The sequence below is a fragment of the Corallococcus sp. AB018 genome (genome assembly GCF_003986945.1).
GTDB lineage: Bacteria > Myxococcota > Myxococcia > Myxococcales > Myxococcaceae > Corallococcus > Corallococcus exiguus.
The window spans coordinates 1-15451 of record NZ_RAWR01000244.1 but is presented as its reverse complement, the minus strand read 5'-3'; the positions used below and the strand labels follow the sequence as shown (position 1 = coordinate 15451).

14 protein-coding genes are annotated in these 15451 nt (G+C 68.9%); 6 read left to right on the top strand and 8 right to left on the bottom strand.

The genetic code is table 11. The features are described from left to right. Positions 1-112: 112 nt before the first annotated feature. Positions 113-928: a lipopolysaccharide assembly protein LapB gene (locus D7Y11_RS36300; protein WP_120576028.1), complete on the top strand. Its 816-nt coding sequence runs from the start codon at positions 113-115 to the stop codon at positions 926-928. A gap of 11 nt (positions 929-939) precedes the next feature. Beyond that, on the top strand, positions 940-2316 hold the full coding sequence (locus D7Y11_RS36295; protein WP_120576027.1) for a hemolysin family protein: 1377 nt from the start codon (positions 940-942) through the stop codon (positions 2314-2316). A 4-nt stretch (positions 2317-2320) separates the two neighbouring features. Here D7Y11_RS36295 and D7Y11_RS36290 read toward each other — a convergent pair whose 3' ends face one another. After that, entirely contained in the window at positions 2321-2977 is a 657-nt protein-coding gene (locus D7Y11_RS36290; protein WP_233596786.1) for a hypothetical protein, read from the bottom strand. Positions 2978-3337: 360 nt separating this feature from the next. Between D7Y11_RS36290 and smc the strand changes: the two genes are divergently transcribed. Continuing rightward, positions 3338-6946, top strand: coding sequence for a chromosome segregation protein SMC (gene smc, locus D7Y11_RS36285; RefSeq protein ID WP_121755560.1), 3609 nt, complete (start codon positions 3338-3340; stop codon positions 6944-6946). Positions 6947-7047: 101 nt separating this feature from the next. Here smc and D7Y11_RS36280 read toward each other — a convergent pair whose 3' ends face one another. The 6 genes from D7Y11_RS36280 to groES form a co-directional block, all read right to left on the bottom strand. Beyond that, positions 7048-8256 carry a hypothetical protein gene (locus D7Y11_RS36280; protein ID WP_121755559.1) on the bottom strand — a complete coding sequence of 403 codons (1209 nt, stop codon included), beginning with the start codon at positions 8254-8256 and terminating at the stop codon, positions 7048-7050. A 47-nt stretch (positions 8257-8303) separates the two neighbouring features. Beyond that, the gene (locus D7Y11_RS36275; protein ID WP_120576023.1) at positions 8304-9686 is read right to left on the bottom strand and encodes a sigma 54-interacting transcriptional regulator; all 1383 of its coding nucleotides are present in this window, start codon (positions 9684-9686) and stop codon (positions 8304-8306) included. Positions 9687-9887: 201 nt separating this feature from the next. Beyond that, positions 9888-10313, bottom strand: a complete 426-nt coding sequence (locus tag D7Y11_RS36270) for a hypothetical protein (RefSeq protein ID WP_120576022.1) — start codon at positions 10311-10313, stop codon at positions 9888-9890. A gap of 97 nt (positions 10314-10410) precedes the next feature. Beyond that, positions 10411-10668 (bottom strand): glutaredoxin 3, encoded by a 258-nt coding sequence (grxC, locus tag D7Y11_RS36265; RefSeq protein ID WP_120564118.1) that lies wholly within the window; start codon positions 10666-10668, stop codon positions 10411-10413. A 169-nt stretch (positions 10669-10837) separates the two neighbouring features. Continuing rightward, complete coding sequence (gene groL / locus D7Y11_RS36260) at positions 10838-12493, bottom strand: chaperonin GroEL (RefSeq protein ID WP_120576021.1); 1656 nt, start codon at positions 12491-12493, stop codon at positions 10838-10840. Positions 12494-12540: 47 nt separating this feature from the next. Further along, the gene (gene groES / locus D7Y11_RS36255; protein WP_014395362.1) at positions 12541-12831 is read right to left on the bottom strand and encodes a co-chaperone GroES; all 291 of its coding nucleotides are present in this window, start codon (positions 12829-12831) and stop codon (positions 12541-12543) included. 439 nt (positions 12832-13270) lie between these two features. Between groES and D7Y11_RS36250 the strand changes: the two genes are divergently transcribed. From D7Y11_RS36250 to D7Y11_RS36240, 3 genes are read left to right on the top strand one after another with little or no spacing between them, the layout of a single operon-like run. Continuing rightward, entirely contained in the window at positions 13271-13870 is a 600-nt protein-coding gene (locus D7Y11_RS36250; protein ID WP_126935961.1) for a hypothetical protein, read from the top strand. Further along, complete coding sequence (locus D7Y11_RS36245) at positions 13860-14531, top strand: hypothetical protein (RefSeq protein WP_120576019.1); 672 nt, start codon at positions 13860-13862, stop codon at positions 14529-14531. The genes D7Y11_RS36250 and D7Y11_RS36245 overlap by 11 nt, the downstream gene beginning before the upstream one ends. Before the next feature lie 38 nt (positions 14532-14569). Next, the gene (locus D7Y11_RS36240) at positions 14570-15046 is read left to right on the top strand and encodes an NUDIX hydrolase (RefSeq protein WP_120576018.1); all 477 of its coding nucleotides are present in this window, start codon (positions 14570-14572) and stop codon (positions 15044-15046) included. A gap of 9 nt (positions 15047-15055) precedes the next feature. Here the strand turns inward: D7Y11_RS36240 and rpoZ are convergent, their stop codons facing one another. Beyond that, positions 15056-15295 (bottom strand): DNA-directed RNA polymerase subunit omega, encoded by a 240-nt coding sequence (gene rpoZ, locus D7Y11_RS36235; RefSeq protein WP_120576017.1) that lies wholly within the window; start codon positions 15293-15295, stop codon positions 15056-15058. Between the last annotated feature and the right edge of the window lie 156 nt (positions 15296-15451).

Below are 15451 nucleotides of genomic sequence, written 5' to 3'. Positions count from 1 at the left end.
GGGATGGCAGGCGGAAAGCGACAGCAGGAGCAGCAGGGCGGCGTGGCGCATGGGCAAGGGGAAACTCTACCTTGCACGGGGAAACGCGCGACGCGTAGATTGCCGCGCGCCCATGGCCCGGGAAAAGGACAACATTGCTCTGTCCGATGAGCACAACACCCGCGGCATCGAGCTGGCGGACCGGGGCTGGCTGGACGAGGCCGTCAAGGAGTTCAAGAAGGCCATCGACCTGGACCCCACGTCGGCGCACGCGCACGACAACCTGGCCACGGTCTACGCGGAGAAGAAGCAGTTCCGCGAGGCGCTGGGCGAGTACCTCACCGCGCTCAAGCTGGAGCCGGAGAGCGCCACCGCGCACTACAACCTGGCCTGCTTCCTCTCCACCCACGCCAGCGAGATGGCCGTGGAGGAGTACAAGGAAGCCATCGAGCTGGATCCGGAGTACCCGGACGCCCACTTGAACCTGGGGCTCACCTACGCGGACCAGGGGCGGGTGGAGGAGGCGATGCGGGAGCTGCAGGCCGCCATCGAGCTGGACCCGCAGGACGCCTTCCCCCGGCACGAACTGGCGGCGCTGATGATGGATGAGGGGGATTACCGCTCCTCCATCACCCAGCTGAAGGAAGTGGTGCGGCTGGAGCCGGACAACTTCGAGGCGCAGCTGGACCTGGGCATCTGCTACGCCCAGAAGGGCTTCTACGCGGAAGCGGAGCGCGCCTACGAGCGCGCCCGGGCGCTCAACGCGGAAGACCTCCTGCTCAACTACAACCTGGCGGCGCTGTACGCGCTGTGGGGCCGTCCGAAGGACGCCGTCCAGTACCTGCAGAAGGCGCTGGCGGCGGACCGGCAGAAGGTCCTGGGGTGGCTGTCCGCGGACCCCATGTTCGACGTGCTCAAGGGCGATCCGGACTTCGAAGCCCTCTTCTGAGGGAATCACACATGGAATGGGTTTTCCTGGGGCTGGCGCTGCTGCTGGTCGTCGCGAACGGTTTCTTCGTGGCGACGGAGTTCGCCATCGTGAAGATCCGCGCCACGCGCCTGCAGTCCCTGGTGGACGAGGGCACGCCCGGCGCGTCCACGGCCCTGAAGATGGTGACCGAGCTGGACGCGTACCTGTCCGCCACGCAGTTCGGCATCACGCTCGCGTCGCTGGGCCTGGGCTGGCTGGGTGAGCCCGCGTTCGAACACCTGCTGCACCCGGTGGTGGAGAAGGTGCTGCCGGAGGCGATGGCGGCGAAGTACGGCTCCACCGCGGCGGGCATCATCGGCTTCAGCATCATCACGTTCCTGCACATCGTGATGGGGGAGCTGGCGCCCAAGAGCGTCGCCATCCAGCGCGCGGAGCAGACGACGCTCGCGGTGGCGCTGCCCATGCGCGCGTTCTACTTCCTCTTCTACCCGGCCATCCGGCTGCTCAACTGGCTGGCGGGGCTGGTGCTCAAGGCCTTCGGCCTGCACTCCGCCAGTGAGTCGCACGAGGCGACGAACGAGGACGAGCTGCGCGTCATCCTGCACAGCTCCGCGCAGGCCGGCGCCATCACCACGGCGCGGGCGGAGCTGCTGGAGCGCGCGCTGGAGATGGCGCAGAAGACGGCGCGGCAGGTGATGGTGCCCCGCAACCAGATGCGCTACCTGGACGTGGAGGAGGCGCTGGACAGGAACGTCATCGACGCGCGGGCGTCCGGGCACACGTGGCTGCCGGTGTGCCGGGGCAACCTCGACGAGGTCGAGGGCGTGGTGAACGTGAAGGACCTGTTCTTCCTCCTGTCGCGCGGCGAGCTGCGCAGCCTGTCGCAGGTGCAGCGCCCGGTGCTCTTCATCCCGGAGAACGCGACGCTGGAGCAGCTCCTGACGGAGTTCCGCCGCCGGCGCCGGCAGATCGCCATGGTGGTGGACGAGCACGGCGGCACGTCCGGGCTCGTGACCATCGCGGACGTGGTTGCGGAGGTGGTGGGCGACGTGGCGGAGCTGGGACGGCGCGTGGAGGAGGTCCGGGCGCTGCCGGGAGGCCGCTTCGAGCTGCCCGGCACCGCGCAGCTGGACGACCTGGAGGCCCAGCTGGACGTCACCTTCGACCTGAGCGACGACGAGAAGGGCGAGGTGACGACCATCGCCGGCTACCTGATGACGAAGCTGGGCCGGGTGCCGGAGAAGGGCGACAGCCTCAAGCTCGACATGTGGCGCATCCTCGTGGAGGAGGTGGACGGCCCCCGCGTGGTGCGTGTCACGGTGGAGCCGCAGTCGCGCCCCACGGCGGTGCCCAAGGACGGCAGCCGCCCCACGGAGCCGCCCGTGCCCTCCGGCGAGACGGGGTGAAGCGCTAGCTCTTGGTGGGCTTCACGGCCTTCTTCTTCGCGCCGCCCTGGATGGCCGCCGGCTTCACCTTGGCGTTCGGCCGGTCCACCTTGAGCAGCTCCAGGTTCGTCTCTCCGTCCGTGGTCAGCTTCACGATGCCCACGTCCGGCGCGAACCACATGAAGCTCTCCATGGAGCGCCCCTCCGAGCCGGGGCGGCTGGCGCGCGCCGTGGTGATGTTCTTGATCTTCAGCGCCTTGAAGGTGCCCGCCGCGACGGTGACCTCCTCCTCGCCCACCACCGTGGCCTCCTTGTCGAAGGTCGTGGCGATGATGGGGCGCAGGCCGCCCTTCCTGGCCGGCGGCTGGAGCTTCACCGACAGGCTGTTCTTCCAGGTGCCCCCGAGGACCATCACGGACGGCGCCGGCACTGCCGCGCCCTCCGCGTTCACGACTTGAACGTCCATGCCGGACGCGGACAGGAGCGTGCCCTCCAGTCCGCCCAGGCCCGTGCGGACGCCTTCGGAGTCGCAGGTCAGGTCCGTCTGGCCGCTGCGCCCCTTGAGGCTCACCGCCAGCGTGGCCTTCACCGTCCCGTCAGCGGCGGGGGCGACGTCCTTCGTCGCCAGCACCAGCTCTGACGAGCGGCCCGCCCGGTAGGTCAGCGACAGGCCTTCCTCCATGGGAAACCAGGGGTTCGGACAGGGGGCCGGCGCCGCCGCCACGACCATGTCAGACCGGGGTGCTACCTGGGACGTCGGGGCCGCACCGACGAGGAGCGACATGGCGAGCAAGGGCTGAAACGTAGGACGCCTCCAGAAAGATCAAGAGGAAGGTAGGGTGGGTCGGTTGCTTTGCAAGGGTGGTGCAAGGCCGCTCGCACACCAACCTGTAGCACTGCACATAGGGTCATGCGTGGCATGGTCACGCTTGATCCGGGGCGGGGTGCGTTGGTACTCCTGCCAAACGCTGCGGAGCCGATTTTCCGGCCCCGCGCGCGTTTTCACCCCGTCTCACCGTCGGCCTGTAGGGAGCCCGCTGGCATGCGAATCAAGCGCCTGGACATCACCGGCTTCAAGTCGTTCATGGAGCGGAGCGTCTTCTCCTTCGACGAGGGCGTCACCGGGGTCGTCGGCCCCAATGGGTGTGGCAAATCCAACGTCGTGGACGCCATCCGCTGGGTGATGGGCGAGCAGAGCGCGAAGAACCTGCGCGGCCGCGGCATGGAAGACGTCATCTTCAACGGCTCGGAGAACAAGCCGCCCCTGTCCATGGCGGAGGTGTCGCTCACCTTCCTCGTGGACGACACGGACACGCTGGCGCCCCAGTACCAGGGCTTCAGCGAGATTACGGTGACGCGGCGCCTGTTCCGCAACGGCGACTCCGAGTACCTCATCAACAAGACCCTCTGCCGCCTGCTGGACATCACCGAGCTGTTCCTCGGCACGGGCGTGGGCACCAAGGCCTACTCCATCATCGAGCAGGGCCGCGTGGGCCTCATCGTCTCCAGCAAGCCGGAGGACCGCCGGCACCTGCTGGAAGAGGCTGCGGGCGTCACCAAGTACAAGGCCCGCCGCAAGGCCGCCGAGCGCAAGATGGAGGCCACCGAGGCCAACCTCCTGCGCGTCAACGACATCACGGGCGAGCTGGAGAAGCGGCTCGACACGCTGTCGCGCCAGGCGAAGAAGGCGGAGAAGTACCGCAAGCTCAAGGCGCGCATGCGGGAGATTGATTTGCACTCCACCAGCCACCGCTCGCTGGAGCTGATGGCGGAGAAGCGCGTGCTCCAGTCTCGCCTGGAGAACCTGGGCGGCGAGGAGCGCGAGGGCCTGGACAAGGTGAAGGAGCTGGAGGAGGTCATCACCCGGCGCCGCGCGGAGCTGGACGCGGAAGGGGCGGCCCTCCAGCAGTACGCCGGAGAGGTGCACGCGCTGGAGAGCGCCCTGCAGCGCGAGGCGCAGGAGCTGTCCTACGGCCGCCGCGACTTCGAGGAAACCGGCGCGCGCGTGGAGTCCGCGCAGGCGGAGCTGGACGCGCTGCTCGCGCGGCAGGCCGAAGTCGTGCGGACCATGACGGCCCGCGAGGCGGAGCTGTCGGGCATCGCCGGCTCGTACAAGGAAGACGAAGTGGCCATGGCGGTGGCCCTGGAGGAGCAGCGCCGCGTCTCCGTGCTCCAGACGGAAATCTCCCTGCGCCTGGAGCAGGAGCGGGCCGGGCTGGTCGCCGTGGCCACGCGCCTGGCGAACCACGAGAGCAACCTGGTCAACCTCGCGCGCCAGCGCACGGACCTGGAGGCGCGCCGCGCGAAGCTGGGCGGTGAGCTGGAGGCCCTGCGCGTCCAGGAGCAGGAGCTGGACACCGTGCGCACCCAGGCGGCCAGGCACGTGGAGGACACGCGCCACCTGGCCTCCGAATTGGCCGAGCGCCGGGGCCAGGAAGAAGAGGCCCTCACCCGCACGCGCGAGGCCTTCACGGAGAACGAGGTCCAGGTCATCGCGCTGCGCGAGGAGCTGAGCGACAAGCGCAGCCGCCTGTCCTCCCTGGAGGACATCCAGAAGAACTACGACGGCTTCGACCGGGGCGTGCGCGCCGTCATGGTGCGCGCCGCGGAGGCCGCTCGCGAGCAGGGCATCTTCGGCCTGGTGGCGGACGTCCTCACGGTGAATTCGGCGCGCTACGAGCGCGCGGTGGAGGCCGCCCTGGGCGAGCGGCTCCAGCACGTCATCGTGGACAGCCGCGAGAAGGGCGTGGAGCTGGTGGAGTACCTGAAGGGCCACGCGGAAGGGCGCGGCACCTTCCTGCCGGTGCCCTCCGGCGAGCAGGCCCGGGCGTACGTGGAGCCGGACCTCTCGCGCCCGGGCGTCCTGGCGCACGCGCTCAAGGAAGTGTCCTGCGAGCCCGCGCTGGAGCCGGTGCTCAAGCTGCTCCTGGGCGACGTGGTCATCGTCCAGGACATGGCCGCCGCGAGCGAGTACGCGGAAACCACCCCCGTGCCCGTCACGCTCGTCACGCTGGACGGCGAGGTGTTCCGCGCGGACGGCTCCATCACCGGCGGTGAGCGCGAGGGCGCGGCGGTGGGCGCGCTCCAGAAGAAGCGCGAAATCGCCGAGCTGGCGGCCGAAGTGGCCCGGGTGGAGGAGCGCTACAACGAGATTTTGACCCGCCACTACACGCTCCAGAAGCAGATGGGGCAGGCGGAGGCCGTCCTCAAGGGCCTGGGCAAGGAGCAGCACGCGGAGGAGGTCAACCTGGCCAGCCAGGAGAAGGACCTCCACAAGGCGAGCGAGGACCTGGCCCGGGTGCGCGAGCGGCTGCGCTCGCTGGAGGGCGAGGAGGGCCAGCTGTCGCAGAGCCACACCGCGCTCACCAACGAGGAGGAGTCCAGCCGCGGCGAGGTCGCCCACGGCCAGGCGGACCGCGAGGCGCGCGAGGAGCGCGTGCGCCAGTACGCCGGGGAGCTGGAGGGGCTGCGCCAGCGCGCGGACACCGCGTCCTCGAACCTGATGGGCCTGCGCGTGAAGGTGGCCGCCGGCAGCGAGCGCGGTGAGTCCGCGCGCAAGGAGCTGGAGAGCCTGGTGGCGCAGCGCCGGGACATGGAGTCGCGCGTCAGCCGCCTGCAGGCCACGGTGACGGACGGCCGCACCAAGGTGGAGCAGCTGCAGGGCCGGCTCGCGGAGCTGGAGTCCACCAAGGAGCAGCGGGCGGAGGAGCACCGCGTGGGCGCGGAGGCCCTGGAGGCCCGCCGCACCGCGCACACCACCGCCACCACGGAAGTGCGCGAGCAGGACACCTCCTTCCGCGAGCTGCGCGGCCGGCTGGACGAGCTCATGCAGGGCCTGTCGCAAATCACCCTGCGCGAGAAGGAGATTGGCCTGGAGCTGGAGCACCTGGCCGCCGGCATCCGCGAGCGCTACCAGCTGGAGCTGGCCACGGAGCTGCACAACTACCACCTGCTGGCGCCGCTCTCGCCGGAAGTGGAGAGCGAGCTCAAGGACCTGCGCGCGCAGGTGGAGAAGATGGGGGAGATCAACCTCACCGCCATCGACGAGCACGCGGAGCTGTCCAAGCGCTTCGAGTTCCTCTCCACCCAGCGTCAGGACCTCCTGGCGTCCATCAGCCAGCTGAAGGAAGCCATCGTCCGCATCGACGCGACGAGCCGCGAGCGCTTCAAGCAGACCTTCGACGTGGTGAACGACAAGTTCCAGGCCATCTTCCCGCGCCTGTTCGGCGGTGGCCGCGCCAGCCTCATCCTCACGCAGGAGGGCCCCAACGGTGAGCCGGGCGTGGAGATTGTCGCCCAGCCGCCGGGCAAGAAGCTCCAGAGCGTCAACCTGCTCTCCGGTGGCGAGAAGGCCCTCACCGCAGTGGCGCTCATCTTCGGCATCTTCCTCATCAAGCCCACCCCCTTCTGCCTCCTGGACGAGGTCGACGCCCCGCTGGATGAGGGCAACGTGGGCCGCTACAACGACATGGTGAAGGAGATGAGCAGCCAGTCGCAGTTCATCCTCATCACCCACAACAAGCGCACCATGGAGATCGCCGACACGCTCTACGGCGTCACCATGGAGGAGCCCGGCATCTCCAAGCTCGTCAGCGTGAAGATGCGCGAGGCCTCCGCGCACAACGACGACAAGGTCCCCGCCGCGTCTTAAGGGCGCGGGGCAGGGCAGGGCTGGTCGCTGAAAAGAAGACGGGCGCCCCGGGATGTTCCCCGGAGCGCCCGTTGTCATTTCAGCGGCTCAACGTCGAAGGACTACTTCTTCTTCGTCGGCGCGTAGCTCTTCTTCGGGCAGGCGCCCTGGTCCGCGGCCAGACGCTGCTGGGCGGCGGAGAGGTCCTTCTGGGTGTTGGCCAGGGCCTCCTGGCTGGCGGTCTCCACCGGGGCCCAGTCTTCCTTCTGGGCCTTGAGCTGCTGCACCAGCGTCAGGGTCGTCTGGTCCACCGTCTCCTGCGCCTTGAGCGCGTCCACCCACTTGCCGGCGGAGTCCACCAGCGCCTGGCACTTGGAGGACAGCTCGTCGAAGAGCTTGTAGTCCTTCGTCTTGGTGTACTTCTGAACGACGGCGTCATACGTGTCCGCCGCGTTGGTGCGCGCGCCGAAGGCGATGGCGGACGCGGCGGCCGTCTGGGTGCGCGCCAGCTCCAGCTGGAAGAAGCGCAGCTCCGGCGGCATGGTCGTGGAGGCCTCCACCGGGGCCTGCGAGTTGAAGAACACGAAGCGGAAGGGGAACTTCAGCTCGCCCGTCGTCGTCGCGGGCATGGCGGCGATCTTCGCCTGCATGCAGGACGCCAGTTGGTCGCCTTCCGTGCTGCCGGAGGGCTTGAAGACGACCTCCGTCGGGTTGGGCTGACCCTTCACGATGTGGATGTCGGCGGCCAGCACCGGCGGCGTGGACGCCTTGAAGCCGGCGAAGCAGTCACACCAGCTCTTCTGGGCCAGGCGCACCGTGCCGGAGAAGTCCGAGCCCTCGTTGATGCCCATGGTGACGGAGGGGTTGTTGGCGGTGGCGTGGTCGTACTCGTACGAGGCCTCCACCGGCTTCGCGTCCGCCGCCAGCGCCGCGGGCTTCACGTGCGTGTCCAGCACCTGCTGGATGCAGGCCGTGCCGGCCGGGGTGAGGTTCTCACCGGAGACGGCGTGCGTGGCGCCCTGCGCGTTGACGGTGGACTTCACCATCACCTTGGTGCTGGCCGCGGGGCCGCGGTTGGCGGGGTCCACCAGGCACTCCAGCACGTCCGGACGGACGCTCAGGAGCGCGCCCACGAGGACACCCTCGTTGGCGGGGGTGGGCAGGGTCTGCTCGTGCGGGAAGCAGGTCGCCAGGTCGAAGGGGGGCTGGTTGGTGATGCGCAGCCGCTCTTCCTTGGTCATCTGCTTCTGACCTTCGGTGGCTTCGGTCTTCTGCTGGCCGGCACAGGCGGCGGTGAGGATGACGGAGGCGACGGCGAGACGCTTCAGCATGGTGAGGCTTTCTCCCGGTTGGGGTGATTGGGACTGCGGTCGGGCGCTCACTTCTCCAGGCCCTCGGCGTTCTTGAGGTCCTTGAGGCGGAGCCCGTTCTTCTTCAACAGGCGGTAGAGGCTCTGCATGGACAGGCCGGTGCGCTGCTCCGCGGCCTTCATGTCGAAGGCCACCTCGCGCATGACTTCCGCGAAGTACAGCCGCTCGAAGTCCGCGAGCACCCGGTCCTTCGCTTCGTGGTACGGCATGCCGGTGACGATGGCGGCCACGTTGGTGGCGGGCTCCGTGCCTTCCGTGAGCTTGGGCGCGTGCGCCAGGAAGTCCAGCCAGCTGGTGTTGCCCGTCTCCTGCATCAGCGCGCCGCGCTCCAGCACGTTGCGCAGCTCGCGCACGTTGCCCGGCCAGTCGTAGCCCTCGAAGAGGGCCAGCGTCTGCGGCGTCAGCTCCAGCGCGGCCTTCATGCCGCGCGACAGGGCCTGCGACAGCGTGGGGATGTCGTCGCGGCGGGTGCGCAGGGGCGGCAGCTTCACGCGCGCCACCGCGAGCCGGAAGTAGAGGTCCGCGCGGAAGCGGCCCTGGCGCACGTCCTCCTCCAGGTTGCGGTGCGTGGAGGCGATGACGCGCACGTCCACCGCCACCGGCTGCCCGTCCAGCGACGGCACCTCGCGCGTCTCCAGCACGCGCAAGAGCTTGCCCTGCACGGACATGGGCAGCTCGCCCACCTCGTCCAGGAAGAGGGTGCCGCCGCGCGCCGCCTCGAAGATGCCGCGCGCGCCCTTGTCCTCGTTCTCCCCGGCGCGCAGCCCGCCGAACAGCTCGCGCTCCGCCTTCTCCTCGGAGATGAGGTTGCAGTCCACGACCTTGAAGGCGCCGTGGCGGCGCAGCGAGTGCTGGTGCACCGCCCGCGCGGCCAGCTCCTTGCCCGTGCCCGTCTCACCCTCGACGAGCAGGTTCATGTCCTCGCGAGCGATGCGGCGCAGTTCCGTGAAGACCCAGCGCATCTTCTCCGAGCTGCCCACGAGCTGCCCGAAGGACTCCGCGCCGGCGACCTCCACCTCCGTCGCGCGGGCGGCCACCTTCACCACCAGCTTCGTCTTGCCCAGCTCCACCTTGTCGCCGCTGGCGACGAAGGCCTGGATGATGCGGCGCCCGTCCAGGAACGTGCCGTTGCGGCTGCCGGTGTCGCGCAGCAGCAGCCCCTGCGGCAGCCGCTCCACCTCCAGGTGACGGCGGCTCACCGTCGGGTCGCTCAGCACCAGATCGCCCGCGGCGTCGGAGCCCGCGCGCACCAGCGAGTCCCGGGTGGTGACCTTCTTGCCCTTGTCCGGACCGCCCACCACCTCCACCGTCCACTCGTGAAGGGGGACGCGAGTGGCCTGGGCCTCGCGCTCCGCGTGGACGGTTTCGGTGACATCCGGTCTGTCAATCATGGTCACGGACCCCTGGTCGCAACGGGGCGTGGGGGGCAAAAACACCCCTCGTCGCCCTCAATCCCGCCTCTTTAGGGGGGACTGCACACAGGGGGCAAGTGGAACAAGTAGACGCGGAAACGTCCGTTGAAGATGAAGACAGAAGGGGCCCGGCCGCCCCAACCAGGGACGTCGGGCCTGCCTTCCGGATTTCCCCCCGCCTCAGTACTTCGAGGGTGCGTCGCTCGCGGGGAACGACTCCTTGGACTGCTCGTCCACTTCGTCGTCGCCGGGGCTTCCGCCGGAGCGCACGCTCGCGTTGGTGGGGCCCTTCACCTCGCGCGTCGGCACCTCCGCGTTCGTCCTGCGCTTCGTGCTCTTGGGCTCCGCGCCCGACGTGGCCGCACGGCCCGTGCCGGCCTGCGCGTTCACCATGCGCGTGCCCAGCAGGTTCTTGGCGCGCTCGGCCAGGTTGCGCTGCTCGTCCTGCCAGTCGCGGAAGAGCTGCGCCAGCTCCTGGTCCCCCGCGGCCTCCGCGTCGCGCAGGTACTGCGCGCTCACCGACGCGCCCTTGAGCAGGTGGTAGAGCGTGCTGATGAGGTCGTGGTGTTCATCCCGGGTCCCCGTGACTTCCTGTCCGCCCGCCATGGTGTTCCTCCCGTGAAAGGGGTGAGTGCCTTGGCGAAGAAGGTAGGCACGGGGAACGCGGGTGGCGTCCGGGCACGGGGCCCGGCCGCCTGGCTGCTCAAGCGTGGAGCATGGGGTCCAGCTTGCCCTCGCGGTCGAGCGCGGCCATGTCGGAGTAGCCGCCCACGTGCGTGTCGCCGATGAAGATCTGCGGCACGGTGCGCTGACCGCCGCTCATCTCCACCAGCTTCGTGCGGGCGTCGTCGTCTCCGGTGACGTCCACCTCTTCGTAGGCCACGCCCTTGCGCTTGAGCAGGTCCTTCGCGCGCACGCAAAAGCCACAGTAGGTCGTCGTGTAGATCTTCACGGGCTTCATGGAATTCCTCCTGGCTCTCTTGATGCCAAACCTAAGGGGCCGTTGCACGGGTGGCCACGGGCCTTCCCTTGTGCCTGGTCCCTTGAAAACACGACGGCCCCCGGAACCCTGGTGGGCGCCGGAGGCCATCAAGTCCATCCCCTGGACTGCTTGGGGACGGGTGGGGCGACTACATGCCCATGCCGCCCATACCGCCCATGCCACCCATCCCGCCCATGCCACCACCGCCGCCGCCGCCCTTGTCGTCGTCCGCCTTCGGGCGCTCGGCGACCATGGCCTCCGTGGTGAGCATCAGCGAGGCGACCGACGCCGCGTTCTGCAGCGCGGTGCGGCTCACCTTGGCCGGGTCGATGACGCCCGCGGCCAGCAGGTCCTCGTAGACGCCGGTGGCGGCGTTGAAGCCGAAGGGACCCGTGCCCTCCTTGACCTTGTTCACCACCACGCTGCCCTCCAGGCCGCCGTTGCCGACGATCTGACGCAGCGGCTCCTCGACGGAGCGACGGATGATGTCCACGCCGGACTTCTCACCGTCGGCGACCTTCAGGGTGTCCAGGGCCTTGAGGCAGCGGATGTACGCCACGCCGCCGCCAGGAACGACGCCCTCTTCCACGGCCGCGCGGGTCGCGTTGAGCGCGTCTTCCACGCGGGCCTTCTTCTCCTTCATCTCCGTCTCGGTCGCGGCGCCCACGTTGATGACGGCCACGCCGCCCACGAGCTTCGCGAGGCGCTCCTGGAGCTTCTCACGGTCGTAGTCGCTGGAGGTCTCCTCGACCTGGGCGCGGATCTGCTTCACGCGCGCCTCGATCTCCGACTGGCTGCCCGCGCCGTCGACGACCGTGGTGTTGTCCTTGTCGATGGTGACGCGCTTCGCGCGGCCCAGGTCCTGGAGCGTCAGCGTGTCCAGCTTGATGCCCAGGTCCTCGGCGATCATCCGGCCGCCGGTGAGGACCGCGATGTCCTCCAGCATGGCCTTGCGGCGGTCGCCGAAGCCCGGCGCCTTCACCGCCGCCACGTTCAGCACGCCGCGGATCTTGTTCACCACCAGGGTGGCCAGGGCCTCGCCCTCGACCTCCTCGGCGATGATCAGCAGGGGCTTACCGGCGCGCGCCACCTGCTCCAGGATGGGGAGCAGGTCCTTCATCGACGAGATCTTCTTCTCGTGGATGAGGATGAGGGGGTCGTTCAGCACGACCTCCATGCGCTCCGGATCCGTCACGAAGTACGGGGACAGGTAGCCGCGGTCGAACTGCATGCCCTCGACGACGTCCAGGGTGGTGTCCAGGCCCTTGGCCTCTTCCACCGTGATGACGCCCTCCTTGCCGACCTTCTCCATCGCGTCCGCGATGATCTGGCCGATGGTGGTGTCACCGTTCGCGGAGATGGTGCCAACCTGGGCGATCTCCTTGTTGCCCTTGGTCGGCTTCGCCAGCGTCTTCAACTCGGCGATGATGGCGGCGACGGCCTTGTCGATGCCGCGCTTGATGTCCATCGGGTTGTGGCCCGCGGCGACCAGCTTCGCGCCCTCGCGGAAGATGGCCTGCGCCAGCACGGTGGCCGTGGTGGTGCCGTCACCCGCGACGTCAGACGTCTTGGAGGCGACCTCCTTGACCATCTGGGCGCCCATGTTCTCGAACTTGTTCTCCAGTTCGATTTCCTTCGCCACCGTCACGCCGTCCTTCGTGATGGTGGGGGAGCCGAAGCTCTTCTCGATGACGACGTTGCGGCCCTTGGGCCCCAGGGTCACCTTGACCGCGTCGGCCAGGATGTTCACGCCGCGCAGGATCGCGTCACGCGCGCGCACTTCGAAAATGATGTCTTTCGCCATGGTCTGAAACCTCTAGAAGTTGTGAGTGGGAAGACGAACGGCGGGCTTCACTTCTCGATGATGCCCAGCACGTCCTCTTCGCGGAGGATCAGGTGATCCTCGCCGTCCAGCTTGATCTCCGTGCCCGCGTACTTGCTGAAGAGGATGGTGTCGCCGGCCTTGATGTCCATGGCGCGCACCTTGCCGTCCTCCAGCACCTTGCCGTTACCGACGGCGATCACCTTGCCCTCGAGCGGCTTCTCCTTCGCCGTGTCGGGGATGAAGAGGCCGCCCTTGGTCTTGTTCTCCTCGGCGACGCGCTTGATGATGAGCCGATCCTGCAGGGGACGAATCTTCATGGCTTGCTCCTGTGAATCGCGGCTGCCGGAGGCGGACGGAAGGTCCGGACCGGGATGCCGCAGGGGTGATTGAAAGGTCCTGTGGGCCCCGGCGTTGGCACTCGCACCTACTGAGTGCTAACGCCCAGGCGCGGCGGATAATAACCAGGGACTTCACCTCGTCAAGCGACGTCGGGACATCTGTCCGGATGCCGCTAAACTCCCGTCCTGATTGGGCTTTTCCGAAAAACATTCCCACCTGTCACACCTGCCCGCCAGGCCGTGTGGGGTGTCCGGACGTTGGCACTCGCCCCGGACGAGTGCCAGCGTAAGTGCTTGATAAGACTTGGGTCTGTTTTGCTAACGCCTTGCGACATGGCTACGCTTGTCGGAAGCGTGTCCTGGAAGGTCCGGGCGCCGGCCCGGAGGCCTTTCAGGCTTCATCCGGGAGGTGTGCTCGATGAGCGGACTGGTGACGTCCTCTTCCTCGCTGAAGGAGTTCTTCCGGGAACTCCTCTTGGAGGTCGCGGCCCGGCAGCGGGTGGCGCTGGGCGAGTCCACCGAGTTCTACCTGGTGAACCTGCTGGCGGAGTTCGCGGCCACGGACAAGCTGTTCGTCCGTGACGCGGAGGGCCGGCGGGACCACGAGCCGCTGGCGGAGCTGTACCACCGCTCGCTGCAGCAGGAGCGCGAGGAGCGCATCCGCACGCTGCGGCGGCTGGGCGACGTGTCGCTCTACAAGGTCGGCTTCTTCTCCGGCGCGCTGCAGCAGGGGATGGTGGGGCCGGACTACTACATCCAGATGGGCGGCGCGGCCTACGGGCAGGTGGCGGAGCTGGTGCCCGCGGGCGGCTTCACCGGCGTGTACCGCGAGCTGTGCGAGAAGTTCCGCTCGCTCGCGGAAGTGCTGGAGGAGATCAGCGCGCGCGGCCTGGTGAGCGCGGGGCCCGCGGGCGCGCTGCGCGTCTACGAGTCCTGGGTGCGCACGGGCAACGACAAGCTGGAGCGCGTGCTGGTGGACGCGGGCTGGATCCCGCGCAAGGGGCCACTTGCCAACTGACGCCGGGGACTTCCCGCTCGTGGGGCGCCTCCAGGCCCACCTGGAGGCCATCTACGGCTTCAAATGCGAGGCCCGCGCGGAGGCCTTCGTGGTCGTGGACGCGGAGGTCGCCGCGCTCCTGGGCGGCACCGGGCGCGCGCCGGAGGAGCTGCTGGTGCTGGAGGCCCGAGGCGAACTGGAGGTGGCGCTCTACCTGGACCCCGGCCTGCGCGAGCGCATGGAGCGCTACGCGAGCAGCCCCCTGGGCTCCGTGCTGGAGGGCGACCTGGACGGGTACTGCCAGGTGACCGAAGGGGTCAGCCACTTCCTCTACGTCGCGCACACGGCGCACTATGAGCGCACGGTGTCGCTGCTGGAGCTGGAGGCCCAGGCGGAGGTGGACAAGTTCGTCGTGTGCCTCATGCACCGCTGGGGCGAGGGCGTGGCCGGGTGGGCGCGGGAGCTGTTGGGGCGTCTCTTCGACCAGGTCGCGTACCAGCCCCTGCTGTCCGTGGAGGAGCGCTGGCGTTACGAGGAGGCGAACCGGCTGTCCCGGCGCTTCTGCGCGCGGCTCATGGGGCATGTCCTGAGCCGGCGGTTGGACCGGCTCCTCGGCGACCTGCGTTATGCCTACCGGTTGGGGGCGGAGGCCAAGCTGCGCCACTTCGCGCACGGCGGTTGAGGGTCCCGGCCGCCGCCTGCATCGGGTAGGGTGGAGGCATGCCGCGCGAGGCGTCCTCAGGAGGCATTGTCATCCGCTTCCAGGACGGGGCCTGGGAGGTCGCCGTCATCCGTCCGCACGGGCGTCACCTGTGGGCGCTGCCCAAGGGCCACGTGGACCCCGGCGAGACGCCGGAGCAGACCGCGCGGCGCGAGGTGAAGGAGGAGACGGGCCTCACCGCCGTGGCGCTGCTCGCGCCCCTGGGGGAGATCCGCTACGTCTACCAGTTCCGGGGGCAGCGCATCTTCAAGCGCGTCCACTTCTTCCTCTTCCGCTACGAGGCGGGAGAGCTGGGGCCGCTGCCGGGGCCGCGCGTGGAGGTGGACGAGGTGCGCTGGATGCCGCTCGAGGGGCTGATTCCGGCGCTGGGCTACAAGGGTGAGAAGGCCGTCGCCGGCCGGGCGCTGCGGTGGATGCGCGCCCAGGGCCTGGCGCCCGGGGCTCCTCCCCCCATGGAGGGGAAGGAGCCGGGGTAGGTCGGAAGGCTACTTCTTGCCTTCTTCGCCCACGTACTTGCCGGACAGCGCCTCGCGCACGTCGCGGTCGAACTTCACGCGCTGGGTGGCGACCTCGCGCAGGGCGAGCACGGGCGGCTTGTTCTTCGAGGTCTCGATGATGGGCCGGGCGCCGGCCATCAGCTGGCGCGCGCGCTTGGCGCCCAGGAGCACCAGCGCGAACCGGTTGTCCACGTAGGGAAGGCAGTCTTCAACGGTAACGCGGGCCATGGAACATCCTTCTTGGCTCTGACTGAGCCGGTGGAAGCCTCTCAACCTAAAGAGCGGGTTCGGATCAGTCAAGGAAGGATGGCGGGCCAGAAGCTCCACCGGGGGCCTGGCCAGGCACCGCCTCCCTGCCCGCCCTCCACCCCCTGCCGCTGTCTC

Bases quoted from the DNA above. Each gene is read 5' to 3' on its own strand.
- D7Y11_RS36300 (WP_120576028.1), top strand. From the start codon at position 113: ATGGCCCGGGAAAAGGACAACATTGCTCTGTCCGATGAGCACAACACC.
- D7Y11_RS36295 (WP_120576027.1), top strand. From the start codon at position 940: ATGGAATGGGTTTTCCTGGGGCTGGCGCTGCTGCTGGTCGTCGCGAAC.
- D7Y11_RS36290 (WP_233596786.1), bottom strand. From the start codon at position 2,977: ATGGAGGAAGGCCTGTCGCTGACCTACCGGGCGGGCCGCTCGTCAGAG.
- smc (WP_121755560.1), top strand. From the start codon at position 3,338: ATGCGAATCAAGCGCCTGGACATCACCGGCTTCAAGTCGTTCATGGAG.
- D7Y11_RS36280 (WP_121755559.1), bottom strand. From the start codon at position 8,256: ATGCTGAAGCGTCTCGCCGTCGCCTCCGTCATCCTCACCGCCGCCTGT.
- D7Y11_RS36275 (WP_120576023.1), bottom strand. From the start codon at position 9,686: ATGATTGACAGACCGGATGTCACCGAAACCGTCCACGCGGAGCGCGAG.
- D7Y11_RS36270 (WP_120576022.1), bottom strand. From the start codon at position 10,313: ATGGCGGGCGGACAGGAAGTCACGGGGACCCGGGATGAACACCACGAC.
- grxC (WP_120564118.1), bottom strand. From the start codon at position 10,668: ATGAAGCCCGTGAAGATCTACACGACGACCTACTGTGGCTTTTGCGTG.
- groL (WP_120576021.1), bottom strand. From the start codon at position 12,493: ATGGCGAAAGACATCATTTTCGAAGTGCGCGCGCGTGACGCGATCCTG.
- groES (WP_014395362.1), bottom strand. From the start codon at position 12,831: ATGAAGATTCGTCCCCTGCAGGATCGGCTCATCATCAAGCGCGTCGCC.
- D7Y11_RS36250 (WP_126935961.1), top strand. From the start codon at position 13,271: ATGAGCGGACTGGTGACGTCCTCTTCCTCGCTGAAGGAGTTCTTCCGG.
- D7Y11_RS36240 (WP_120576018.1), top strand. From the start codon at position 14,570: ATGCCGCGCGAGGCGTCCTCAGGAGGCATTGTCATCCGCTTCCAGGAC.
- rpoZ (WP_120576017.1), bottom strand. From the start codon at position 15,295: ATGGCCCGCGTTACCGTTGAAGACTGCCTTCCCTACGTGGACAACCGG.